The 21,629-nt window shown below is 67.7% G+C and carries 25 protein-coding genes; 14 read left to right on the top strand and 11 right to left on the bottom strand.

Annotation, left to right across the window (positions count from 1 at the left end; translation table 11 throughout):
- Positions 1 to 45: 45 nt before the first annotated feature.
- Together NDI56_RS06890 and NDI56_RS06885 are read left to right on the top strand one after the other, a co-directional pair.
- Positions 46 to 402: a DUF5658 family protein gene (locus NDI56_RS06890; protein ID WP_310918702.1), complete on the top strand. Its 357-nt coding sequence runs from the start codon at positions 46 to 48 to the stop codon at positions 400 to 402.
- Positions 403 to 484: 82 nt separating this feature from the next.
- Positions 485 to 2,281 carry an L-aspartate oxidase gene (locus NDI56_RS06885; RefSeq protein WP_310918701.1) on the top strand — a complete coding sequence of 599 codons (1,797 nt, stop codon included), beginning with the start codon at positions 485 to 487 and terminating at the stop codon, positions 2,279 to 2,281.
- Positions 2,282 to 2,350: 69 nt separating this feature from the next.
- Here the strand turns inward: NDI56_RS06885 and NDI56_RS06880 are convergent, their stop codons facing one another.
- Complete coding sequence (locus NDI56_RS06880) at positions 2,351 to 3,361, bottom strand: hypothetical protein (protein ID WP_310918700.1); 1,011 nt, start codon at positions 3,359 to 3,361, stop codon at positions 2,351 to 2,353.
- A 187-nt stretch (positions 3,362 to 3,548) separates the two neighbouring features.
- Here NDI56_RS06880 and NDI56_RS06875 point away from each other — a divergent pair, with 187 nt between their 5' ends.
- Positions 3,549 to 4,160, top strand: a complete 612-nt coding sequence (locus tag NDI56_RS06875; RefSeq protein WP_310918699.1) for a translation initiation factor IF-2 subunit beta — start codon at positions 3,549 to 3,551, stop codon at positions 4,158 to 4,160.
- Positions 4,161 to 4,166: 6 nt separating this feature from the next.
- Here the strand turns inward: NDI56_RS06875 and NDI56_RS06870 are convergent, their stop codons facing one another.
- Positions 4,167 to 4,874 (bottom strand): SOS response-associated peptidase, encoded by a 708-nt coding sequence (locus NDI56_RS06870; protein ID WP_310918698.1) that lies wholly within the window; start codon positions 4,872 to 4,874, stop codon positions 4,167 to 4,169.
- A 91-nt stretch (positions 4,875 to 4,965) separates the two neighbouring features.
- Here NDI56_RS06870 and NDI56_RS06865 point away from each other — a divergent pair, with 91 nt between their 5' ends.
- On the top strand, positions 4,966 to 5,358 hold the full coding sequence (locus NDI56_RS06865) for a hypothetical protein (protein ID WP_310918697.1): 393 nt from the start codon (positions 4,966 to 4,968) through the stop codon (positions 5,356 to 5,358).
- A gap of 10 nt (positions 5,359 to 5,368) precedes the next feature.
- Here the strand turns inward: NDI56_RS06865 and NDI56_RS06860 are convergent, their stop codons facing one another.
- Positions 5,369 to 6,292 carry an LLM class oxidoreductase gene (locus NDI56_RS06860; protein WP_310918696.1) on the bottom strand — a complete coding sequence of 308 codons (924 nt, stop codon included), beginning with the start codon at positions 6,290 to 6,292 and terminating at the stop codon, positions 5,369 to 5,371.
- Between the two features lie 81 nt (positions 6,293 to 6,373).
- On the opposite strand from NDI56_RS06860, the gene NDI56_RS06855 reads away from it, so the two are divergent.
- Both NDI56_RS06855 and NDI56_RS06850 read left to right on the top strand, forming a co-directional pair.
- Positions 6,374 to 7,606 carry an ornithine cyclodeaminase, nickel-pincer nucleotide-dependent gene (locus NDI56_RS06855; protein ID WP_310918695.1) on the top strand — a complete coding sequence of 411 codons (1,233 nt, stop codon included), beginning with the start codon at positions 6,374 to 6,376 and terminating at the stop codon, positions 7,604 to 7,606.
- Between the two features lie 106 nt (positions 7,607 to 7,712).
- On the top strand, positions 7,713 to 8,843 hold the full coding sequence (locus NDI56_RS06850; RefSeq protein WP_310918694.1) for a YihY/virulence factor BrkB family protein: 1,131 nt from the start codon (positions 7,713 to 7,715) through the stop codon (positions 8,841 to 8,843).
- Between the two features lie 3 nt (positions 8,844 to 8,846).
- On the opposite strand, the gene NDI56_RS06845 is transcribed toward NDI56_RS06850, so the two are convergent.
- On the bottom strand, positions 8,847 to 9,119 hold the full coding sequence (locus tag NDI56_RS06845; protein ID WP_310918693.1) for a DUF7553 family protein: 273 nt from the start codon (positions 9,117 to 9,119) through the stop codon (positions 8,847 to 8,849).
- 138 nt (positions 9,120 to 9,257) lie between these two features.
- Between NDI56_RS06845 and NDI56_RS06840 the strand changes: the two genes are divergently transcribed.
- From NDI56_RS06840 to NDI56_RS06820, 5 genes are all read left to right on the top strand, one after another.
- Positions 9,258 to 10,574, top strand: coding sequence for a phosphoribosylamine--glycine ligase (locus NDI56_RS06840; protein WP_310918692.1), 1,317 nt, complete (start codon positions 9,258 to 9,260; stop codon positions 10,572 to 10,574).
- Positions 10,575 to 10,795: 221 nt separating this feature from the next.
- A complete protein-coding gene (locus NDI56_RS06835; RefSeq protein WP_310918691.1) occupies positions 10,796 to 11,341 on the top strand; it encodes a metal-dependent hydrolase in 546 nt (181 codons plus the stop codon).
- 133 nt (positions 11,342 to 11,474) lie between these two features.
- Positions 11,475 to 11,744, top strand: a complete 270-nt coding sequence (locus NDI56_RS06830) for a DUF7127 family protein (protein WP_310918690.1) — start codon at positions 11,475 to 11,477, stop codon at positions 11,742 to 11,744.
- A gap of 73 nt (positions 11,745 to 11,817) precedes the next feature.
- Complete coding sequence (locus tag NDI56_RS06825) at positions 11,818 to 12,819, top strand: DUF368 domain-containing protein (RefSeq protein ID WP_310918689.1); 1,002 nt, start codon at positions 11,818 to 11,820, stop codon at positions 12,817 to 12,819.
- Between the two features lie 70 nt (positions 12,820 to 12,889).
- Positions 12,890 to 13,207, top strand: a complete 318-nt coding sequence (locus NDI56_RS06820; RefSeq protein WP_310918688.1) for a DUF7979 domain-containing protein — start codon at positions 12,890 to 12,892, stop codon at positions 13,205 to 13,207.
- 3 nt (positions 13,208 to 13,210) lie between these two features.
- Here the strand turns inward: NDI56_RS06820 and NDI56_RS06815 are convergent, their stop codons facing one another.
- From NDI56_RS06815 to crtD, 4 genes are read right to left on the bottom strand one after another with little or no spacing between them, the layout of a single operon-like run.
- Entirely contained in the window at positions 13,211 to 14,329 is a 1,119-nt protein-coding gene (locus NDI56_RS06815; RefSeq protein WP_310918687.1) for an NADH:flavin oxidoreductase/NADH oxidase, read from the bottom strand.
- Between the two features lie 54 nt (positions 14,330 to 14,383).
- Positions 14,384 to 15,244, bottom strand: a complete 861-nt coding sequence (gene cruF, locus NDI56_RS06810; RefSeq protein WP_310918686.1) for a bisanhydrobacterioruberin hydratase — start codon at positions 15,242 to 15,244, stop codon at positions 14,384 to 14,386.
- Complete coding sequence (locus NDI56_RS06805) at positions 15,237 to 16,118, bottom strand: prenyltransferase (protein ID WP_310918685.1); 882 nt, start codon at positions 16,116 to 16,118, stop codon at positions 15,237 to 15,239. Before NDI56_RS06805 ends, cruF begins: the two co-directional genes overlap by 8 nt.
- The gene (crtD, locus tag NDI56_RS06800; RefSeq protein ID WP_335342703.1) at positions 16,115 to 17,629 is read right to left on the bottom strand and encodes a carotenoid 3,4-desaturase; all 1,515 of its coding nucleotides are present in this window, start codon (positions 17,627 to 17,629) and stop codon (positions 16,115 to 16,117) included. Before crtD ends, NDI56_RS06805 begins: the two co-directional genes overlap by 4 nt.
- 206 nt (positions 17,630 to 17,835) lie before the next feature.
- Between crtD and NDI56_RS06795 the strand changes: the two genes are divergently transcribed.
- Together NDI56_RS06795 and NDI56_RS06790 are read left to right on the top strand one after the other, a co-directional pair.
- Positions 17,836 to 18,522 (top strand): SDR family NAD(P)-dependent oxidoreductase, encoded by a 687-nt coding sequence (locus NDI56_RS06795; RefSeq protein ID WP_310918683.1) that lies wholly within the window; start codon positions 17,836 to 17,838, stop codon positions 18,520 to 18,522.
- Positions 18,523 to 18,562: 40 nt separating this feature from the next.
- Positions 18,563 to 19,435: a ZIP family metal transporter gene (locus NDI56_RS06790; protein WP_310918682.1), complete on the top strand. Its 873-nt coding sequence runs from the start codon at positions 18,563 to 18,565 to the stop codon at positions 19,433 to 19,435.
- Positions 19,436 to 19,437: 2 nt separating this feature from the next.
- On the opposite strand, the gene NDI56_RS06785 is transcribed toward NDI56_RS06790, so the two are convergent.
- Positions 19,438 to 19,656 (bottom strand): hypothetical protein, encoded by a 219-nt coding sequence (locus NDI56_RS06785; protein ID WP_310918681.1) that lies wholly within the window; start codon positions 19,654 to 19,656, stop codon positions 19,438 to 19,440.
- A gap of 101 nt (positions 19,657 to 19,757) precedes the next feature.
- Between NDI56_RS06785 and NDI56_RS06780 the strand changes: the two genes are divergently transcribed.
- Positions 19,758 to 20,300, top strand: coding sequence for a cupin domain-containing protein (locus NDI56_RS06780; protein ID WP_310918680.1), 543 nt, complete (start codon positions 19,758 to 19,760; stop codon positions 20,298 to 20,300).
- Between the two features lie 86 nt (positions 20,301 to 20,386).
- Here NDI56_RS06780 and NDI56_RS06775 read toward each other — a convergent pair whose 3' ends face one another.
- Together NDI56_RS06775 and NDI56_RS06770 are read right to left on the bottom strand one after the other, a co-directional pair.
- Positions 20,387 to 21,214, bottom strand: coding sequence for a hypothetical protein (locus NDI56_RS06775; protein WP_310918679.1), 828 nt, complete (start codon positions 21,212 to 21,214; stop codon positions 20,387 to 20,389).
- A gap of 59 nt (positions 21,215 to 21,273) precedes the next feature.
- Positions 21,274 to 21,597, bottom strand: a complete 324-nt coding sequence (locus NDI56_RS06770; protein ID WP_310918678.1) for a transcription factor S — start codon at positions 21,595 to 21,597, stop codon at positions 21,274 to 21,276.
- Positions 21,598 to 21,629: the final 32 nt, after the last annotated feature.

Genomic DNA, 21,629 nt, shown 5'->3' with positions numbered 1-21,629 from the left:
CTTGCGCCCGAGCGTTCATACCGTTCGAGTCCCTGACTCACCACGATGGCGCTGGTGTCCACCGCCGAGGCAGACGACGCGCTGTTGACAGTGCGCCGGGAGCGACGGATGACGCGGACTCACCTCGTTCTCTGGGCCGTCATCCTCGCGACGACGGTCGCCGACATCCTCCTGACGATGGTCGGGCTGGCCGCGGGCTACCGCGAGGGGAACGCCGTCGTCGCGGCGCTACTCGCGGAGTTCGGGCTGGTGGGTCTGTGGCTCGTGAAGTTCGGCGCGATGGTGTGGCTGGTCTGTGGGTGGCTGCTGCTCGACGACCGGAACGCGGCCGTCTTCCTCGCGCTTTTCGGGGCTGTCACCGGCGCGGCCGTCGTCTCGAACGCGCTGTTGCTGTTCGCCTGACGCCGCCAGCCGTCCCGAGGCCAGCCGACAATTCGCGCGCATGCGCGCGACCCTTAACCGTCTCCAGACCCTACTTTGTGGTATGCGAGACCGACTGCAGACCGCCGGAGCGACGGCTGAGAGCGACGAGACCATCGACTACGAGACCGTGTCGGTTCCGGTACTGGTCGTCGGTGCGGGCGCCGCGGGTGCCCGCGTCGCAATCGCGCTCGCAGACCGGGGCGTCGAACCGCTGGTCATCGGCAAGAGCGACCACGGTGACGCCCACACCACGTGGGCGGCCGGCGGTATCAACGCCGCACTTGGGTCGCTCGACCCCGAAGACGACTGGACTATCCACGCGGCCGACACGTTCGACGAGGGCCACTACATCAACGACCCCGAGGCGGTGGAGCTGACGGCGAAACACATGCCCGACCGCATCCGCGAGCTGGCCGACTGGGGGATGCCGTTCGACCGGACCGAGGACGGGAAGATAAACCAGCGCTACTTCGGTGCCCAGTCGTTTCGCCGGACCTGCTTCGTGGGCGACCGGACCGGCGAAGCAATGCTCGACACGCTCGTCGCGAAAGCCCGGGACATGGAGATTCCCTACCGGGACAACGTGATGGTGACCCGCCTGCTGACCGACGGTGACCGCGTCGCCGGGGCCCTCGGCTTCGACATGGAGTCCGGTGAGTTTCTGCTCTTTCGCTCGGACCACGTAGTGCTCGCGGCCGGGGGGTCGTCGGCGCTGTACACTCGCCACTCCTCCCGGGAGGACGAGAACAACGGCGACGGGCCGGCGCTGGCGATGGGGGCCGGCGCGCGGCTCGTGGACATCGAGTTCGTCCAGTTCCACCCGACCGGCATGGTCGGCGACCGCTACGGCGACGAGTGGGACGGCAGACTCGTCACCGAGGCCGTCCGGGGCGAGGGCGGCCGGCTGTTCAACAGCGAGGGCGAGCGGTTCATGGAGCGGTACTCGCCCGACCAGATGGAGCTGGACGCCCGCGACGTCGTCGCTCGCGCCATCGCACAGGAGATACGCGAGGGACGGGGCACCGAGCACGGCGGCGTCTATCTGGACATCTCCCACCGCGACGACGAGTACATCAGGGACCGGCTCCCGAGCATGGTCGAGCGGTTCGGGTCGCTCGGGGTGGATATCACCGAGGAACCGATGGAGGTGGCGCCGACCGCCCACTACTCGATGGGCGGAGTCGACATCGACTTCTCGACCGGCGAGACCGGCGTCGACGGGCTCTACGCCGTCGGCGAGACGGTCGCGGGGGTCCACGGCGCGAACCGCCTCGGGGGGAACTCGCTGGCCGAGACGGTCGCCATCGGCAAGCTCGTCGGCGAACACGTCGCCGAGCGCGCCGACGACGAGCCCCCGACGCTCACCGACGGCCAGCGCGCCCTCGCCGAGCGGGAGTTCAGCGCGCTGGCCGAGCTCGAAGCCAGCGACGGCGGCGCGACGCCACGGGCGTTGCTGACCGAACTCGGGGAGATTCTCTGGCACCACGCCGGCATCCTCCGGGACGAGTCGTCGCTCCGCGAGGGACTGGCCGAACTCGACGCGCTCCGGTCGCGGACGACGGACCTGCGTGTCGAGGGCGACCGGACGAGCAGGGCGTTCGAGTTCGCCGTCGACCTCTCCTTTAGCCTCCCGATCGCCCAGGCCATGCTGGAGGCGGCGCTCGAACGGACCGAATCCCGCGGCGCGCACTACCGGACGGACTACACCGGAACCGACGCCGACTGGCGCAAGAACATCCTCGTCAGCGAGGGGACGGCGGGCCTCTCCCTGCGGAGCCGCGGCGTGGCCGAACCCGGTCCCGAGGTCCAGGAAGCCCTGGACAACGGCTACGAGCTGGACTACCACCACCTCGAATAATCGGCCCGGCGTGTACGGGCGCGTTCGACCCGGTTGGGACTCCGCGGGGTAGCTGAGAACGCGGGGCTCTCAGTCGCCGTCGGTGTCCGTCGCTACACGCTCCGTCTCTTTCTCAGTGGTTTCATCGTCCGTCTCAGTCGCCGTAGCCTCTTCCTCGGCCGTTTCCGGCTCGCTATCCGCGTCCTCGGTCGCCGCGGGCTCGCACTCTCCCCCGTCGTAGCTTCCGGTCCGAAGGGTCAGCGTCTCCTCGGGGTCCAGCTCGGTTCGCTCTGGGTCGTCGGTGTCGCCGGACAGCAGCGTCCACGTGGTTATCTCACCGTGGTCCGGGTCCTCGTACAGCGCGGCGGCCTCGTTGAACGCCATCTCGATTTCGAGGGCGAGGTCGTCCATCGCGAGCCCGCGGAGCGCGCCCCCGTCGGTCCTCCCCTCGGTCCACCACCAGTCGATCTCGTCGGTGCGCTCGTCAGCGTCGTCGGTCGCCTCTTCACCGTCCGCCGGTGTTCCCTCGTCTTCGGTCGACTCTTCGTCGTCCATTGGCGTTCCCTCGTCGGTCGACTCTTCGTCGTCCATTGGCGTTCCCTCGTCGGTCGACTCCTCGTCGTCCGTCGAATCTTGGTCGTCGACTGGCACGGCCTCGATATCTCCGTCTTCGGTCTCGTTCGCCTCGACGACCGTCCCGTCGAGCTCCCACCGGTCGACGTTGGTAGGGGCGTCGTACAGGTCGTCCTTGACGACCCACGTCGCGCCGTCCGGGACGCCCTCGACAGTGACCGAGGCGGCACCGCCCGGGGTGCCGTCGTCCGCTCTGTCGTGGATCAGGACGAGGCTGAGCCCGTCGGGTCCCCGGTAGAGAAACAGGAGACTCGTTTCGGACCGCTGGAGCTCCCCGGTGCCCTCCGAACTCCAGGAGCGTTCCTCCCTGCCCCAGTCGTAGAACTCCTCGACGGGCACGTCCCCAGTCAACGGCACCACCGGGAGACACTCGCCGTCCTGCTCGGCCACGAACGAGCGCTCTCGGTCGTCGGCATCAGTGGTCGCTGCGAGCCCGATACCGCCGAGCACGGCCGCCGTCGCGGTCACGAACCGTCGTCGTCTCCATCGCGAGAACATACCGCTGGTAACCGAGACGAGCGGTTTGTAATCGTGAACTTACGTTCGGTGGCCTCGTCTTACCGGACCGATCGCCCGGCAGCGCAGGACTCTCGGGCTCCCCGCTGCCAGCGACTATCACGGAACGACTATAGGTCCGAACCCACTTCTGTGGGGTATGAACTACGAATCCGCACTCGACAGAGCGTACGACGTACTCCCGGACCAGCCCCGGGAGGCCGGTGAGCGCCTCTCCATCCCGGACCCGGAGGGCCAGACGGACGGCGCGTTCACACGCCTGACGAACCTCGAAGCCATCGCCGACGCGCTCTCGCGTGACGCCCAGCACCTCCACAGCTCCATCCAGCGGGAGTTCGGGACCAACGGCCAGTTCGACGGCGGGGAGGCCCGCTACAACGGCTCGTTCGACGTCGCCGACTTCGAGGCCGCCGTCGACGCCTACGTCGCCGAGTACGTCACCTGCTCGGAGTGTGGCCTGCCCGACACCGTCCTCAAGACCGAAGACGGCGTGGACATGCTCCGCTGTCAGGCCTGTGGTGCCTTCCGCCCGGTCTCGAAGGGCGCGAGCAACACGACCCAGCAGAACACCCCGACCCTCGAAGAGGGCGAGACCTACGAGGTCAAGATCACCGGCACCGGCCGCGAGGGCGACGGCGTCGCCGAGAAGGGCAAGTACACCATCTTCGTCTCGGGCGCCCGCGAAGGGCAGGTCGTCAACGCCTACATCGAATCTATCAGCGGTACGCTGGCGTTCGGTCGCGTCCAGTAGGCGACGCTACAGCTCTATCTCTTCTATAATCCCCGGCGAGTCGTTACTGGGGCTGTTGACGGCCGTCGAGACGGGGTAGGTTCGCATCGGGCCGCCGTAGGGGTCGAGAAGCCCTTCGACCGTGTCCCTGTCGCCGGTCAGCCACATCGACTCCTCCTCGGGGTCGAGAATAACGGCCATCCGGTGATGGAGGTCCCCGACGGTGTCGTTTGGCTCGGTGGTGACGATGGTGAACGTCTCGACGACCTCGTCCTGTCCGCCGCTGTCGTCGCCCGCGCTCTCGCCGAACTCCCCGAGCCCGGTCTGGCGCTGTGGCGGCTCCCATCGCTCGTAGAGCCCGGCCATCGCGAAGAGTTCGTCGTCGGGCAATGCCACGCGGTAGGGCTGTTTGCCCGCGCCCTCCTCGACCCACTCGTACATCCCGTCGGCCGGCACGAGACATCTGCGGGAGTCGTAGGCGTCGGCGAACGAGCGCTTCTGACCCAGCGTCTCGGCGCGGGCGTTGATGTAGCCGTGGTCCGTCCTGTCGTCGGCGAACGACGGAATCAGTCCCCACTCCATGCGCTGGATGGTGTCCGGGTCACCGTCGGTGATGACCGGCAGGGACTGGCTGGGCGCGGCGTTGTAGCGGGCCTCGAAGTCGAAATCGAACGTCGCGTCGAAGCGGGCCTCGATCTCCCCGGGCGGCGCGAAGAGGCTGTAGCGACCACACATACTCCCCGACAGGAGCCCGGCGGGCAAAAGCTCTCGGCGTCGCCGCCCGCGGCTTTAAACGGTGTCCGGACGTATCGGCCCACGAACGCAGATGACGAGCGACCCCTCGTTCTCGATACCGGCCCGGCCGACGCGCCGGTTCCCACACGGCAGCGGAGTCGAGTACGAGGGCGGTACGGAGTTCGAGCTGATACCCGACGCCGAGCGGACGGAGCCGGAGTTGGCGACAGTCGTGACCGACATCCTCGCGGCCGGCCCGTACCGCTACGGCGACTTCCACGACCTGCCGATGCCGCTGTGGCTGGTTCGCGACGAGGACACCGCCGACGTGTTCCGCGTCGCGGTGCGGGACGGGACCGTTCGGTTGCACGTCCTACCGACGACGGACGAAGCTGGACTCAGGCGGTTTTACGAGCGGCTTTGTGCGGACGACCCGTCGCTGTCGTGGGCCGTCGACCGTCGTGTCGACGGCGGCGGCCAGTGAGCCAGCGCGCTCACAGCTCGTCGATGACGTCGGTGGCGAAGGCCGTCAGCGCCCGCCGGGGCTCTGCGGCGTCGAGTCCGACGATGACGTGGTCGAGCCCGTGCGATTCGAGCCGGCGGAAGTAGTCCCGGAACCACTCGACACCGGCGCGGTACCCCTGATGAAGCGGTTCGGGGTCGGCCGTCGGGTCGTCGGCGAGGTCGACACGCACGACCATGACGAAGGGCTCGTGGCTCGTTCGCTCGCGCCAGTCGTCGAGGTAGGACCGCAGCGTCTTCTCCGGGAGGTGGTAGAAAATCCAGCCGTCACCGTGTTCGGCGAGCCACTCGGTCGACTGCCGGGCGTTCCCGGTCGGCAGGAGTGGCAGCGTCTCGGTCGTGGGTTTCGGGAGCACGTCCAGCTCGCCGTCGAGTCGGCCCCACGACCCCTCGATTTCGGGGTACTCCTCGCGCCAGATGGCCCGCAGCGCCGACACGCTCTCGCGGACCAGCCGGCCCCGCTCGTCGGAGTCGACGCCGAAGGCGGGGTACTCGGGGTCTCTGTCTCCGGAGGCGACCCCGACCACGAGCCGGCCGTCAGAGAGCCGGTCGACGGTCGCGGCCGATTTCGCGACGTGAATCGGATGGCGCAGCGGCAGGACGACGCTCGACGTGCCCAGCGCGATGTCGTCGGTGTGTGCCGCCAGGTGCGAGAGCAGCGGCCAGGTGTCGAAGGCCCCGCCGGCGTCCCCGAACCGGGGCCAGTACGTCGGGACGTCCCGGGCCCAGAGCCCGTCGAACCCGACCGATTCGGCGTGTTTCGACAGCCGGACCTCCGCGTCGACCGCCGGCGTCGACTCCCGGACGCCGGTGAGGGGCAGCCCGACACCGAAGGAGAGCCCGTCGCCGTCGAACAACCGCCGATAGCCGTCGTTCTCGTGCCCGCGTCGGGTCATTGCCCGCCCTACTCGGTGGAGACGTATCTGTACACGGGTCCATACCCCAACGGTCTTTGTTTCATGTTACCAAGTATTTGCATGACGGTCTCTCGTGAGGTCGAACTGGAGGGCCACATCATCGACTCCGGGATGATGGGCACCGCGTTCAGCATCATCATGGACATGGGCGGGGAGTTCGCCGTCGAGGCGTTCGACATCGGCCGCCACAAGGACGAGGCGTCCTACGCCCGGTTGCTCGTCGAGGCCGACGACGAGGCCACGCTGCAGTCGATTATCCACGAACTCCACCAGAACGGCGCGAACCCGGCGGACCCGACGGACGCGACGCTCCAGCCTGCCCCGGCCGACCAGGTGGTTCCACACGGGTTCTACTCGACGACGAACCACCCTACCTTCGTCCGCTACGAGGACGAGTGGCTCGCCGTCGAACGGATGGAGATGGACTGTGCGATTGTCGTCGGCCGGAGCGCGGACGGGTCGCCCCGGGCCTACACGAAAGTCCTCAACGCGGTCGAGGCCGGCGACCGAATCGTCACTGGCGACACCGGTATCCGGGTCGAACCGCCGGAACGACCCCGCGACTCGGGTGGCGCGTTCGGGTTCATGGAAGGGGGCGTCTCCTCGGAACGGCCCTCGGAATCGACTATTCGGAAGATAGCCGCGGCGATGCGGGAGACGAAAGCCGAGGGCGGCGAGATACTCGCGGTCTGTGGCCCGGCGCTCATCCACTCCGGGGCGCGCGAGGACCTCGCGCGCCTGGTGCGGGAGGGTCACGTCGACATGCTCTCTGCCGGCAACGGATTCGCCGTCCACGACATCGAGCGGGACCTCTACGGCACCTCGCTGGGCGTCGACACGGAGACGCTGGACCACGCCCGCCACGGCCACAAACACCACATCTACGCCATCAGCGAGGTCATCCGCGAGGGCGGCATCGAGGCCGCCGTCGAGTCGGGGACCATCGACTCCGGCGTGATGTACGAGTGTGTCGTCAACGACCGCCCGTTCGTCCTCGCGGGGTCGATACGCGACGACGGGCCCCTCCCGGACACGATTACAGACGCCGTCGAGGCTCAGGACGCCATCCGCGAGCAGGCTCACGAGGCCGATATGGTCCTGATGCTCTCGACGCTGTTGCACTCCGTCGCCGTCGGCAACTGCCTCCCGTCGACGACCCGGGTCGTCTGTGTCGATATCAACCCCGCGACGGTCACGCAACTGCTGGACCGCGGGAGCGCACAGGCCGTGGGGATGGTCACCGACATCGGCACATTCGTACCGCTGCTGGCCGACGAGCTGGACGGAGCCTGAGAGCCACGAGCGCCGCGAGGCGTGGTACGTAGTCGCTGGTATCCCGAAACCGACCGAAGACAAACCCGCATCACACACTCATTTCAATCGGCCAACTAGTTCGGCCATGGTCACACAGTCCGGCGCTATCGACTTCGGCAAGCGAATCGCCTCGGACTTCTCCGAGAAGAACGTCTCCTTCATGGCCGCCGCACTCGCCTACCACGCCTTCATCTCGCTTGCACCGATGTTACTGCTCCTCTTTCTCGTCTTCTCGACCATCGGTATCGGACTGGAGAACCAGCTCCTCAGCAGCGCCGTCGCGTGGCTCCCGGGTCCGATCGCCGAGGTCGTGACACAGCTGTTACAGGGGGAGACCAACGGTGCCGGAGCCTCCGTCATCGGCCTCCTCGTGCTCGTCTGGGGGACGCTCAAGATATTCCGGGGGCTGGACACGGCGTTCTCGGAGATATACGAGACCGTCGACACGAACTCGCTCGTGGACAAGCTCCGAGACGGGATGATCGTCTTCGTCGCCCTCGCCCTCGCGCTCCTTGCGATGGTCGGCTCCAGCGTCGTGCTGGGCGGGCTGACGGCGCGGATTCCCTACAGCCAGTGGCTGACGCCGGTCGCGCTGCTTGCCGGGCTCGTGGTCGCGTTCTACCCGATATACTACGTGTTCCCGGACTCGGACCTGGGCTACCGGGACGTGTTGCCCGGCGTGGTCGTCGCCGCCGTCGGCTGGGGGGCGCTGCAGGGGCTCTTCCAGCTCTATCTCTCGGTCGCGGACCCGAGCACCGGCAACTTCTTCGGCGGTGTCATCGTCGTCGTCACCTACCTCTACTTCTCCGCGCTCGTGCTCTTGCTCGGTGCGGTGGTCAACGCGGTCATCGGCCACCACTCGATGGGCGGCCCCGGTGGCGTCGGTCGAACGGAGGCCCACTTCGCCACCGAACGGACTGAGTCGTTCGACCTCGCCGGGCTAGTCGCCTACCTCGCGGACCTGCGGACCGAGCTACTGGCCGAACGGGGCACCCACCGGCGGACGGAGCTGGTCGGCGACCGACCGAAGCCCGACGGCGACGTCGAAATCGTCGAGCAGTCGACGACGGAGGGCGAGACGAACCAGTGGCTGGTCACGCTCCGATGGGAGGTCTCGGACGACGAACTGGTCGAACACTTCGCGGCTCGCACGGACGCCGAGAGCGCCGAGCGAGCGGACGAGGCGGTCACGAACGACACCCGGAGCGACGACTGAGACTCAGACGCCTTCGAGGTCCGAGCGGTACTCGTTGATGGCGTCGTTGGCTTCCGAGAGCGTCTCGGCGACGTCTTCGCCGTCGCCGCCCTCGAGGTCGTGCAGGGCCGACTGGATTCGGGCGAGCCGCCCGTGGTCCGGGCCGCGGTCGGCCGTCGAGAGCGTTTCGAGCTGGGCCGCCAGGTCGCCGAGCCGGTCGGCCGCGTCCGCGTCGTCGGCGTCGCTTGCGGCCGATTCGAGCAGGTCGCTGGCTGTCGCGAGTTCTTCACGTGTCATAATCGACTCTTCCGCGATGAACGATAAAACAGTTCCTCTGGTGGAGAATCCTGCGGCTGTCTGTGATATCTGCCAGTCGGCCGCCACTTCCGGCCGACTGCTACCCACACTGAAGTCACTCCGCCGAGAGAGACAGGCATGGCAGCTCGTAATTTCCTGTTTGTCTCGGCCGACGCGGCACTCATCACGGACCTCGCGTGGCAGGTGTCCCGTGAGGGCCACGACGTGCGCTACTACATCGAGGCCGAGTCAGACCGGGAAATCGGCGACGGGTTCGTTCCGAAGACCGACGACTGGCGCGCCGAGGTCGGGTGGGCCGACGTGATCGTCTTCGACGACATCTGGGTCGGGTCCGACGTGGGGACGGGCCAGCTCGCGGCGGACCTGCGCGCCGACGGGAAGGCCGTCGTCGGCGGAACGCCGGCCACCGACCGACTCGAAGAAGACCGCGGATACGCGATGGAGGTCCTCGAAGACCACGGCGTGAACACCATCGACCACGAAGTGTTCCACAGCTTCGATGCGGGCATCGAGTTCGTCCGGCAGAACCCCGCAGCGTACGTTATCAAACCGCTCGGGGAAGTTCAGAACGTCAAACGGCTGCTCTACGTCGGGAGCGAAGACGACGGGAGCGACGTCGTCGACGTGCTAGCGGCGTACAAGAAGGCGTGGGGCCATCGAATGAAAGGCTTCCAGCTGCAACGGAAAGTCGACGGTGTGGAAGTCGCTATCTGCGGGTTCTTCGACGGCGAGGCGTTTATCGACCGGGTCAATTTCAACTTCGAGCACAAGAAACTGTTTCCGGGAAACGTCGGCCCGTCGACAGGTGAGATGGGGACCTCGATGTTCTGGGCGAACCGGAATCACCTGTTTCAGGAGACGCTCGGCAAACTGGAGGGGTGGCTCGCCGAGGAGGGCTACGTCGGCAGTATCGACCTGAACTGCATCGTCAACGATACCGGCATATATCCCTTGGAGTTTACGCCGCGGTTTGGCTACCCGACGATCGCGTTACAAGCGGAGTCGTTCGAGTCGCCGACCGGGGAGTTCTTCTACGACCTCGCACACGGGAACGACCCGAATCTGCGAGTGCATCCGGGGTACCAGATTGCGGTTCGGATCGTCCTGCCACCGTTCCCGTTCGACGACGAGAATACGTACGCCGAGAACTCGCGCAACGCCGCTGTCGTGTTCGAGTCAGACAGTCGTGACGGGATTCACATCGAGGACGCGAAGAACGTCGACGGACAGTGGCGAGCGGCCGGCGAGAGCGGGATGCCCTTGGTCGTTACCGGGAAAGGCGAGACGATGCAGGCCGCTCGTGAGCAGGCGTACAGCCGTGTCGGCGATATCACCCTTCCGAACTGCTACTACCGGGACGATATCGGTGAACGCTGGCTGAACGGCGACGGCGACCGACTTCAGGCGTGGGGGTATCTCGGGCCACAGCAGTAGCGTCGCCCGCACTCGATACCCGTGCCGACATGCCGACAGAACTCGGGATAGGTCCGGTAACGCGTGCATACCCCGGACGAGGTCGCCGTCGCTGGCATCCAGCCGCTGGCTGCGTTGACGGACTCGCCAGCGTCCCGTCGGACGCCTGCCACCCCGAGCACGATGAAACCGCATCCATCTGGTAATAACTGTTAACCCGCCATTTCCGAACCAGTAAGACGATGTATCCGCCTGGTCACGTGGGGCTTACCGCGCTGTTGTTCGCGCCGCTTGCATGCTGGTTCCGGCTGACCGGGCGGGGACAGGCCTGCGCGGAGTGTCTCTGTGTCGCCGTCTCCCTGTCGCTGCTCCCGGACATCGACAAGCTGTTGCCGGGGCTCGTCCACCGCGGTGTGACACACACGCTCCTCTTCGCTGCCGTCTTCGGGCTCCTCGTCCCGGTGCTGGCCCTGCTGGCTAACCGTCGCTTACACGGGCTCGGGGCGGAGCACGCCCTCGTGGGCTATCTCATCGGCGTCGGCAGCCTCGTGAGCCACCTCGTCGGAGACGTCATCACGCCGATGGGCGTTCAGGCGCTGTTTCCGGCGCTGGGAACGGTGTACTCGCTCGACATCGTTCGGGCCAGCTCGCCGACGGCGAACGCGGTGTTGCTACTGGCCGGCGGGGCGGCAGTCACGCTCGCCTACGCCGTCCCCGCTCCGATTCCCGCGCCCGACGCCGACGAACAGCCCGAGGGGCTGTCGGCACCGCTCTGGAGTCGACGGTAGGGGACACAGGACGATATGTGAGCGGCGTCGGCCGGAGTCTGGCACGGCGGCCGGGGCGGTCCCCCGTCCCGTTCGGTTCGTCATGGGCCAACCGGTACGCTATGCGGTTCGGTCCCGTACCTCTGTCTGTCTGATGGACACCGCACACGACGCCGCCGAACTACACGTCTCTCGCACCGACCACGACGACGGCTGGACGGTCGCCGTGGACCTCCACCCGGTGAACGACGAGGCAGTGACCGCGGAGGTCGTCGACGACACCGCTATCATCGCCCTCGACACGCCGATGGTCCGGACGGAGTTCGACGTGGCACTGCCCGATAGCGGCGGGACCGCGTCGCTCCACAACGGCGTCCTCGTCGTCGAGGGACCCGCTTTGAACACGTCTGCTCCCGGTCGCTAGCGCTCTCGACGTCCGCCGTAAGCGACGGGAAACTCCACAAGAGATTTGAGAGCGATGGCGGTAGCTTGGGGCAATGACAACGTCGCCGGAGAAGCTACCGACACTCAGTGGTTCTGTCCCGCCCATCAGAGAGTGGGCGCGGACGTTCGCCATCGGTATCTGTATGGGTAGTGCCGACGCCGTGCCGGGGGTTTCGGGCGGGACGATAGCGCTCATCGCCGGCATCTACGGTCGGCTCATCGCGATGATAAACGCCATCACGCCGGAGCGTCTCGTGACGCTCCTGAAGTCGTTGACGCCGCTCGACGGCGGGTTCGACTTCCGGGGGGCGCTCCGTATCTTCGACGAGGTCGACGGCTGGTTCGGGCTCGCGCTCGTGACGGGCGTCGGTATCGCGGTGGTCCTTATCACGCGTGCGGTCTCGGAGCTGAGCGACAGCGCGCCGGCGCTGCTCTTTGGCTTCTTCTTCGGGCTCATCGCGGTCTCCGCCGTCGTCCTGTTGCGCGAACTCTCGTTCGACTCGGGCTTTCAGCTCGCCGCCGGGGTCGTGGGGTTCGCCGTCGCGTTCCTGCTATCGGGGGAGGTATCCTTCCTCGAAAGCAACAGCCTGCTGGTGGTTTTCGCCGCCGGGGCCGTCGCCGTCAGCGCGATGATACTGCCCGGCGTCTCCGGCTCGCTCCTGCTCATCATCCTCGGGCAGTACAAATACATGTCCGACACGCTCAGGCAGTTCGTCGACGCGCTGTTCGCCGTCGTCACCGGGGCGTCGACGGGACAACTGCTCGACGACGGGCTCGTCGTCGTCACGTTCATCGCCGGGGGGTTCGTGGGCCTGTTCACCGTCTCCCGCGTGGTCCGTCGCGCGCTGGACCGGAACCGGGCGGCGACGATGGCCTTTCTCGTCGCGCTGGTCGTCGGCGCGTTGCGGGCGCCGATTGTCGAGACGCAGAAAGCGACGTCCGGCGGCTTCACCACGGAGGTCCTGACCACCTTCGCCGGGGCGGCCGTCGCCGGCGCCGTCTTCCTGCTGGTGCTCGACTGGTACGCCGTCGACCTCGACCTCGATTCGGTGTAACCGGGAGCCGTCGCTCAGTCCGCGTTTCACCGTCCAGAAACGGTATGACGTGCGTGGTCGACGACCCCGTATGCGCCGTCGCCACTGGCTCGGTCTCGGGTGTCTGCTAGTGCTCCTCGTGACCGGCGCCTACGTCTCCCTCGCCGGCCAGAGCTCTCGGGGCAGTGCCGCGTTTCTCGATATCGAGCCGGCCGACGGGACTGTTCCCGAAAACGAGACCGTCGCGTTCACCGAGCTCTCACCGGCACAACAGGACCTGTTCGAGCGGGCACGCAACACGACCGAGACGGTCGAGATTCCGCCCGACGTCGACGACGACGCGTTCGCCGACAACCGGTACGTCCGGTACCAGAACCGGACGTACGAAACCATCGTCGCCGTCAGCTAGGGCTCAGAACCCGAACCCGCGTCGGTACTGGGGCGGCCCCGCTATCTCGTCGGTCGCGTCCAGTTGCTCCGCGGCGTGCATCGCGAAGTAGGGGTCCCGGAGATGCTCGCGGCCGACGATAGCCATATCGGCCCGCCCGTTCGCGACGATTGCGTCGGCCTGCTCGGGCGTGGTGATACCGCCGACCGCGCCGACGGCGATGTCGGCTTCGCCGCTCGGGTTCGAGGCCTCGCGGCGGATTCGCTCGGCGTACGGGAGCTGATAGTTCGGTCCGGTGTCCTCGGGCCACGACTCGGGCGAGATGCCGCCGCCGCTCACGTCGATGAGGTCGGCCCCGACCTCGGCGAGCTGGTCGGTCAGTCGGACCGAGTCCGCGACGGTCCAGGAGTCCCGGTCCGGGAGCCAGTCGGTCGCGGAGATGCGCACGAAGACGGGCTTGTCGTCGGGCCAGACCTCGCGCACGGCTGCGGTGACCTCCCGGGTCAGCCGCGTCCGGCCCTCGAAGTCGCCGCCGTAGTCGTCCTCGCGGTGGTTCGTCACCGGCGAGAGGAACTCGTGGAGGAGGTAGCCGTGGGCGGCGTGGACCTCCGCGACCTCGAAGCCGGCGTCCAGAGCGCGCTCGGCGGCGTCGCGGAAGGAGTCGATGACGCCTTCGATGCCGTCCTGCGTGAGCCGCTGGGTCGGCGGCGCTTCGGCGTCCTCGTAGGGCCAGGGCTCGCCGCTCGGACCGACGACTTCCCAGCCGCCCTCGTCGATTCCGAGCGGGTCGTGACCGTCCCACGGTCGGCTGGTCGACGCCTTCCGACCGGCGTGGGCGAGCTGGATACCGGGGACGCTCCCCTGGTCGCGGATGAACTCGGTCGTCCGTTCGAGCGCCGTCGCCTGTGCGTCGTTCCAGATGCCCAGGTCCTCCGGGGAGATGCGACCGCGGCCCTCGACAGCCGTCGCTTCGGTCATCACCAGCCCGGCACCGCCGACGGCGCGGGAGGTCAGGTGGGTGTGGTGCCAGTCGGTCGCGACGCCGTCGCGGGAGTCACAGGAGTACTGGCACATCGGAGAGACCATCACGCGATTCGGTATCGTCGTCTCCCGCAGGGAGAGCGGGGAAAAAAGCGCTGTCATCGGGCGGTTTTCGGGGGCGAGTCGGAAAACGGCACGGCTCGCGGAACCGCGTGTCTACCGCCAGACAGCACGGCCGAGACGCGTCTCCGAGAGGTCGAAATCGAAGCGCTCGGTCCGCACCAGCCCGGCCCCCAGCAGCGCGGCCAGCCCCACGGGGACCCAGTTCGCGTAGAACAGATTGATGCCGCCCCACAGCAGGACGAAGCTCACCAGGTCGTCGAGCATGAACTCACACTCGGCGAGTCGGCGCCGCAGCCCCGCGCGGTCGAAGCCGAGGTCGAAGAGCACGACCGCGACGGTCCCGGAAAGCAGCCAGCCGCCGTAGTTCGACCACGGGACGCCGTAGAACTGCGCCGCCTCGTACTCCCAGAAACCGATGGCGACGGCGCCGGGGTCCAACACCAGGTCGACGAGAATTACCGTCGCGAGCGTCGCCAGCAGCCGCGGCAGGGTCGACTCGGCACGCTCCCCCAGCAGGAGCAGGACCAGCAGATACGCGTTCAACACCAGCGGGAAGAAGAAGACGGGCAGCCCCAGCGGGACCTCCCCGAACAGCATCGGCCCGAGGTCGACGCCGTAGGAGAACTCGCCGTAGGGCCAGCCCGTGCGGACGCCGAGAAGCTCGATAGCGTAGGAGTAGGCCGCAAGCGCCACGAGCGCGAGCGTCGCCCGGCGGTCGAGCAGCGGGCCGACGCCGGCGACCAGCGGCAGGCGCATCACCAGCGTCCCGAAGAGGACGAAGAAGGGGTTGAACGCCGCCCACGACGGGAGCGGCAGCTCCGCGCTGGCGAGCAGCGTCACCGCGCCGACGACGGGGAAGACGACGGAGATAGTAAAGCGGTGCTCACGGACGAGCGCGTCGAGGCGCGTGGTCGCCGCCTCGCGGTCGCGCGGCATCGACCACCCCTCAGCCATACAGCATCACCCACAGGCCGACGAGGGTAAAGGCCATTCCGACGAGCGTGTTGATGGCCGGATACCACCAGTAGGCCTCGTCGATGTCGACGCCGATAGCGAGGATACCGAAGACGAGCCCGGGGTACACCAGCAGGAGTGCGCCGAACACCCAGTGGGTGAAGGTGAAGACGAACGCCGCCGTGAGCCAGCACATCACGCAGTAGTAGTAGGTGTTCGACTCGCCCAGGACCGTCGCGGTGGTCCGGATACCGGCCTCGCGGTCGGGCTCGATGTCGGGAATCGCGGAGAACGTGTGCATCCCCATGGTCCAGAGCCACGCGCCGGCGACGGCCGACAGCGGCGGCGCGACCCCTTCGATGGCGGCGTAGGCGACGACGCCGGGGAGGATGTACAGCCCGTTCGACAGCGAGTCCAGAAACGGCGTGGTCTTGAACCGCAGCGGCGGGGCGGAGTACTCGACCGAGAGAGCGGCCCACGCGAACAGGGCGACGACGCCCAGCGGCGGTAAGAAGAGGAGGAAACCGGCGGCCAGCAGCCCCGACGCCGCGATGGCCGCGACGACGACGCGGTCCCCGCGGTAGCTGACCTCGCGCCCCTCGTCTTTCTTCGGGTTGATCTGGTCGATGTCGCGGTCGAAGACGTCGTTGACGCCGTACAGGAAGACGTTCGCCGGGATGGTGAAGTACAGAAAGAGCGCGACGGCCAGCGGCGAGAACAGCTCGCCGGGGGAATCTGCGGCGTAGGTCACCGCCACCACTACCGGACCGCCCTGGTAGAGCCAGAAGCGCGGGCGAGAGAGCCAGAACAGGTAGCCGGGACGGCTCTCCTCGCCCGGCAGCACGGTGCTGAGACGGTCCGTCACGGTGCTCATTGCTGGTCGTCGATGAGTCGTTTGGCGGTGTGTTCGCCGCTGATGAGACACATCGGGACGCCGACGCCGGGCGTCGTAAAGGAGCCGGTGAAGTAGAGGTCGTCGACGGCCGAGGAACGGTTGTTCGGCCGCAGGAGGGCGGTCTGGCGCAGCGTGTGGGCCAGCCCCAGTGCCGTCCCCTCCGTGGCGTTGTACCGGTCGCCGAAGTCCGAGACGGCGAACTGCTTCTCGTAGACGATGCGGTCGCGGAGGTCGACGCCCGTGTGTTCGGCGATGTCGGCCAGAATCTTCTCGCGGTACTCATCGCGAATCCGGTCCTCGTCGTGCAGCCCCGGCGCGATGGGGACGAGCACGAACAGGTTCGAGTGGCCCTCCGGCGCAACGGAGGGGTCGGTCTCGCTGGGCACACAGAGGTAGTAGGCGGGCTCGTCGGGCCAGTCGGGCTCCTCGAAGATGTCGTCGAAGTGGGGCTCCCAGTCGGTCGGCAGGACGAGGGTGTGGTGGGCCAGCGGGTCCACGTCGCCCTCGACGCCCATGTACATGAGGAAGGCGGAGGGGGCGTACGTCCGCTTGTCCCAGTAGTCGTCGTCGTACTGTCGCTCGTGGTCGGGCAGCAGCTCCCGCTCGGCGTGGGCGTAATCGGCGTTGACGACCACCTGGTCGGGGTGGTAGCTGTCGCCGGTGACCGTCTCGACGAGGAACCCGTCCTTGCGTCGGGTTATCTCGGTCACCTCGCTGTCGGTCTCGTAGGTCACGCCCATCCCTTCGCCGAGTTCGACGAGGGCGTCGACGACAGCGCCGATACCACCGTCCGGGTAGTAGACGCCGAGGTTGAAATCGACGTGGCTCATCATGTTGTACAGCGCCGGCGTGTTCTTCGGGGAGCCACCGAGGAAGACGAGCGTGTACTGCATGATCTGCTGGAGCTTCGGGTGGTCGAAGTAGTCGGAGACGTGGCCCTGCATCGACCCCAGCAGCTGGAGGCCGATGGGCGCGGCGGTCATCACGTCGAGGTCGACCCAGTCGCGCAGCTCCGAGCGGTCCTCGTAGACGAACTTGTTCATCGCCGTCTCGTAGTGCTCCTCGCTGGTCGCCAGGTACTCGTCGAAGGCCTCGCCGGCGCCGGGTTCGTACGACTCGAACAGCTCGGCCATCTCGTCGTTGTTACCGGTCACGTCGAGCCGGTCGCCGTCCTTGAAGAAGATGCGGTAGTGGGGGTCCAGCCGTTCGAGGTCGTAAAAGTCGCCGGGCTCCTTGCCGAAGTACGCGAAGAACCGCTCGAACACGTCGGGCATCAGATACCACGACGGACCCATGTCGAAGGTGAACCCCTCCGCTTCGAGCCGGGAGGCTCGGCCCCCGACCTGCTCGTTCTTCTCTACGACTCGTACGTCCGCGCCGGCGTCGGCCAGATAGCAGGCCGCCGAGAGGCCGCCGAACCCGCCACCCACCACGACAATCTCGTCTCCGGACAGGTCACTCATTATCCCCTCTCGGTCCCGGAGCGACAATAAAGCCGCGCCAAACTGGGTTGGTGTGTCAGACCGGAGCAGGGACCGGTCTCAGCTCCCGCTCTGCCCGAGAGTCTCTCCCGGGCTGGTAATCTCCGATACCGGCCTGTTCAGGAGGTTCAGGACCGCATCAGTCCAGAAATCCCGGTTAGTGTCACGCAGATATCAGTAGTAACGGCGATGTGACTCGACCCCGTTGAACGGGTATGGACGACGCGACAGTGGTCGTGACGGGCGCGAGCCGCGGCATCGGCAAGCAGGTCACTCGGGCGGTCGCGGCGGCGGGCGGACACGCGGTCGGCTGTGCCCGCGACGCCGACGCGCTGGACGTCGGTGAACTCACTGGCGACGGCGGTACCGTCACGGCCGTCCGGGCCGACGTGCGCGACGAACTGGACGTGGAACACCTCATGGAGCGAGCGACCAAAGTCGGCGGGGCTATCGACGGCGTCGTCGCCAACGCCGGCGTCTACCACGGTACCCCGGGCGAGACGCCGCTGCCCGAGGAGTCCTACGCGGCCTTCGACGACCACATGCGGACGAACGCCCGCGGCGTGTTCGTCACGATACGGGAGGCCGTGCCCCACCTCGCCGGGGACGCCCGCGTCGTCGTCCCGACCGGCGCCGTCGCGCGGAACGGAATGCCCGGCTACGGCTCCTACGCCATCTCGAAGGCCGCCGCAGAGGCCGTCGTCCGGGGGTTTGCCGCCGATATCGACGCCGCCGTCGGCGCGGTCGACCCGGGCAACGTCGGCACCGACCTCTCGGGCGAGGGCGGCCGGGACCCCGCGGACGTGGCGGAGATGGTGCTGTGGGCACTCACCGAAGCGCCGCCGAACGAACTGGACGGCGCCGTGCTGGACTGGGGCGACTACCGCCGAAGCAACCGGTAGACCGACGGATTTATTGGTAACAGCACGGTTGTAACGACTAATGGCTATTAACAACGAATCTGTTTTTAATAACCTGGGGCGATACTCGCTCCTGGGGCTCGCGAGCGTGGTCGCGCTGGCCGCGCTGTCGGCGCTGGCCGTCACCGGCGGTGCCCGGAAGGTTCTCGTTATCTCCTGGGTAGCCTTCGCCGCGATGGGTCTGGGCGCGTGGCTCGGTGCCCGCGCGGCGGAGACGAGCCCGCACCGCCTCGTCTGGGGGTACGGGCTGGCCAGCGGCGCGATGGTCACCTCGGCGGCGATGTTCCTCGTCCCGCAGGCGATGGGACTTGGCACCGCCGCCGGGACGCCCCGACTGGGCGGTATCGGTATCGCCGCCGGCATCGTCGCCGGCTACGGCACCCACACCGTCGGCCATCGGCTGACCCACATCGACACCGGCCTCGACACGACGACGGCGGCTATCACCGCCCACGCGCTGTCGGCGGGGCTCATTATCGGCCTCGTCTACGCCTCGATGCCGGAACTCGGCCTTCTGCTGGGTCTGGCTATCGTCTCGCACAAGGGGCCCGCGGGCTATGCGGCCGCGCGCCGTCTGGTCAGGAACGACCGCGCCGCGACCGCGCTCTTGCTCCCGGCCGCCGGCGTCGGTCTGACCGCCATCCCGTCGGCGCTGCTCCCGGTCCCCGCGACGCCCGCGGTCAACGCCGTCGTCTTCGGCTTCGCCGCCGGTATCTTCCTCCACGTGGCGATGGACTTCCTCCCGAACTGCGAGGCCGGCAGCGAGATCGACGAGGTCTGCTCGCTCCACGAGCACTCCCACGACCTGCTCGACGAACTGCGGACCCACGCCGTCGGTTCGACCATCGTCGGCGCGGCGGCCGTCGTGGTGGCGTACTTCGCCGTCGCTGCCTGAGGCTACTCGGGCACGAACGACATACCGTCGCCCGCCGGGGGCGCCCCCTGTATCTTGCTCTCGCCGGGGTCTATCTCGACGACGCTGCTCACCGGATAGACGCGTTCTATTTCCCCCCACTGCCTGCCCTCGCCGCCACTGTAGGCGAAGACGTAGCCGCTCCTGAGTTCGATGCGCTCGTGACTCCTGATGTCGCCGGTCGTCAACTCGATGGTCGCCATCGTTTCTTCCATCGGACATCGGACGAATATTACTTTCGCCGGTCCTGGGCCCCGCTGGGCCGAACACCTTTCAATCGGTTGCGAGTACCCCCTCCCGGTCCATGACTGACACGCCAGACGACGACCGACCGGAGCTGACACCGCAGTCCATCGACCACACTCACCTGCCCGACCAGACCATGTACAAGGTCGCCTGGGACGCGGTGACCCACTTCGAGCAGGGCGGCGACGACGTGCTGACCTACCCGCTGGTCATCACGAACGAGTTCAAGCTGCTCTACTTCGAGATGGCGCCCGGCGCGACCATCGATTGGCACACCCACACGCCCGCCTTCGACGAGGTGGCGCTCTCGCTGGGCGGTACGGCCCGGTACACGCTCGAACGCGAGGACGGGAGCCACCAGGTGCTCGACATCGAACCACGGCAGTCAGTCTACGTCCCCGGCGGCGCGCGTCACACGATCGAGTCCGTCGGCGACGAGCGCCACGAGGGGCTCGTCGCGATGCCCTCGGACCCCGTCGCCCGGGTCGAGATGCTGGAGGGCGCCTCGCCATACCGGATGGAGGACTGGCCCGTCGCGCTGTGGGTCGACCGCAAGCGCGACGAGGTGGTCGAGAAAGACGACGAGGCCGTCTCGACGTAGCGGGAGTCATACGGGGCGTCGTACTGTGTCCCAGTGCCCGCCGTGCCGGCACTGGCGAGACCGGGAAGGGGCTACGACACTCCGTATCAGCCCTCGTCCGATTCGGCCGGCGCTATCTCGTGGGTCAGGTCGTTCTCCTGCCCGGGGCCGTCGAGTCGATACCGCGTGGCGCGGCCGTCTTCGGGCGGTACGGCGTCGAGCGTCCGCGTCGTCGTCGCCCCCGCGGTCAGCTCGCCGGCGATGCGCGCTACCGGGGCTGAGGCAGACAGCGGGCCCTGACGATTGAGGGCGAGGACGAACCAACCGGGCGCGTTTCCCTCGTTGGTGACCGCGACGGTGAGCCGTGGGTCGTCCTCGCCCGCCGTCTCTGGGCCGTCGAACGACACCCGCATCGGCGGCGAAGGCGCTCCCAGACGGTCGACGACCCGTTCCGGCGGCGACCACGACCCGTCGGCCCAGGCCAGCTCGGCGTCGGTCGCGTCCCCGGTCTCGGGCAGCCCGAACACGAGCAGGCCGGCGTCGTCGTCGTCCGCTCCCGACTCGCGGTAGAGCCCCCGGCCGCCGAACACCTCTGGCGGGTAGCTGGCCCCGCTGAACCGGAACTCGACGGCCGACCGGTCGAGGGCGTCACCCGCGACGGACAGCACGAGATACTGGCCGGCGTCGTCGACCACACTGATGGAATCCGGCGTGTTCGCCGTGACGACGCCGGGCTGGACGGCGGCCGAACGGACGGTGATCGACACCGACTGGTCAGGCTGGTCGGGCCCCTCACGGTCGGGCGGCCCGTCCGTGGGGTCGGGCACCGGCATGGGTGTCACCGTCTCGCCGGACGGGCTGTCCGTCTCCGTCCCGGTACAGCCGCTCCCGACGGCTACCGAGCCCACGAGCGCGAGTAGACGACGGCGGTGCATGGCCGGCGGTACTGTCGGTCCGCGTAAATGTTTTCAGGTGACTCCGAGGGCCGCGTCTGTCAGTTGTACTCGCGCCAGCGGTGGCCACACTCCTGGCACTTGAAAAAGCGCGTCGGCGGCTCGTCGGCCGAGCCGGTCTGTTTGATGGTGTACCACGCTTTGGTGTGGCCACAGTCGTCACAACGGACGTCGTTCGCGGTGGGCTTGCCCTCGAAATCGGCCCCCTCTTCGGTCTCGATGACGTCGTCGTCGGTCTGTTCGGCGGTGCTGACGAACTCGGCGGCGCGGTCGGTGTCCTTCTCGACGCTCTCGCCACAGGACTGACAGACCATCTCGTCGCCGTCGGCGTGCATCATGGAGCCACAGGCGTCACAGAACTGCATGCCCGATAGACGGCGGGCCCGGCAAAAGTGCC

The organism is Halomicroarcula saliterrae (assembly GCF_031624395.1).
In the GTDB taxonomy this organism is placed as follows: Archaea; Halobacteriota; Halobacteria; order Halobacteriales; family Haloarculaceae; genus Haloarcula; species Haloarcula saliterrae.
Note: the sequence above shows the minus strand (reverse complement) of the source record. Positions and strands in the feature narration are given on the sequence as shown.

Excerpts from the sequence above, each read along its gene's own strand:
- cruF (WP_310918686.1), bottom strand. The coding sequence starts at position 15,244 with ATGGCTGAGGGGTGGTCGATGCCGCGCGACCGCGAGGCGGCGACCACG.
- NDI56_RS06770 (WP_310918678.1), bottom strand. The coding sequence starts at position 21,597 with ATGCAGTTCTGTGACGCCTGTGGCTCCATGATGCACGCCGACGGCGAC.
- NDI56_RS06815 (WP_310918687.1), bottom strand. The coding sequence starts at position 14,329 with ATGACAGCGCTTTTTTCCCCGCTCTCCCTGCGGGAGACGACGATACCG.
- NDI56_RS06860 (WP_310918696.1), bottom strand. The coding sequence starts at position 6,292 with ATGACCCGACGCGGGCACGAGAACGACGGCTATCGGCGGTTGTTCGAC.
- NDI56_RS06865 (WP_310918697.1), top strand. The coding sequence starts at position 4,966 with ATGACGAGCGACCCCTCGTTCTCGATACCGGCCCGGCCGACGCGCCGG.
- NDI56_RS06870 (WP_310918698.1), bottom strand. The coding sequence starts at position 4,874 with ATGTGTGGTCGCTACAGCCTCTTCGCGCCGCCCGGGGAGATCGAGGCC.
- NDI56_RS06785 (WP_310918681.1), bottom strand. The coding sequence starts at position 19,656 with ATGGCGACCATCGAGTTGACGACCGGCGACATCAGGAGTCACGAGCGC.
- NDI56_RS06775 (WP_310918679.1), bottom strand. The coding sequence starts at position 21,214 with ATGCACCGCCGTCGTCTACTCGCGCTCGTGGGCTCGGTAGCCGTCGGG.
- NDI56_RS06820 (WP_310918688.1), top strand. The coding sequence starts at position 12,890 with ATGCGCCGTCGCCACTGGCTCGGTCTCGGGTGTCTGCTAGTGCTCCTC.
- NDI56_RS06845 (WP_310918693.1), bottom strand. The coding sequence starts at position 9,119 with ATGACACGTGAAGAACTCGCGACAGCCAGCGACCTGCTCGAATCGGCC.
- NDI56_RS06890 (WP_310918702.1), top strand. The coding sequence starts at position 46 with ATGGCGCTGGTGTCCACCGCCGAGGCAGACGACGCGCTGTTGACAGTG.
- NDI56_RS06875 (WP_310918699.1), top strand. The coding sequence starts at position 3,549 with ATGAACTACGAATCCGCACTCGACAGAGCGTACGACGTACTCCCGGAC.
- NDI56_RS06885 (WP_310918701.1), top strand. The coding sequence starts at position 485 with ATGCGAGACCGACTGCAGACCGCCGGAGCGACGGCTGAGAGCGACGAG.
- NDI56_RS06795 (WP_310918683.1), top strand. The coding sequence starts at position 17,836 with ATGGACGACGCGACAGTGGTCGTGACGGGCGCGAGCCGCGGCATCGGC.
- NDI56_RS06835 (WP_310918691.1), top strand. The coding sequence starts at position 10,796 with ATGTATCCGCCTGGTCACGTGGGGCTTACCGCGCTGTTGTTCGCGCCG.
- NDI56_RS06855 (WP_310918695.1), top strand. The coding sequence starts at position 6,374 with ATGACGGTCTCTCGTGAGGTCGAACTGGAGGGCCACATCATCGACTCC.
- NDI56_RS06780 (WP_310918680.1), top strand. The coding sequence starts at position 19,758 with ATGACTGACACGCCAGACGACGACCGACCGGAGCTGACACCGCAGTCC.
- NDI56_RS06825 (WP_310918689.1), top strand. The coding sequence starts at position 11,818 with ATGACAACGTCGCCGGAGAAGCTACCGACACTCAGTGGTTCTGTCCCG.
- NDI56_RS06805 (WP_310918685.1), bottom strand. The coding sequence starts at position 16,118 with ATGAGCACCGTGACGGACCGTCTCAGCACCGTGCTGCCGGGCGAGGAG.
- NDI56_RS06790 (WP_310918682.1), top strand. The coding sequence starts at position 18,563 with ATGGCTATTAACAACGAATCTGTTTTTAATAACCTGGGGCGATACTCG.
- NDI56_RS06840 (WP_310918692.1), top strand. The coding sequence starts at position 9,258 with ATGGCAGCTCGTAATTTCCTGTTTGTCTCGGCCGACGCGGCACTCATC.
- NDI56_RS06850 (WP_310918694.1), top strand. The coding sequence starts at position 7,713 with ATGGTCACACAGTCCGGCGCTATCGACTTCGGCAAGCGAATCGCCTCG.
- NDI56_RS06830 (WP_310918690.1), top strand. The coding sequence starts at position 11,475 with ATGGACACCGCACACGACGCCGCCGAACTACACGTCTCTCGCACCGAC.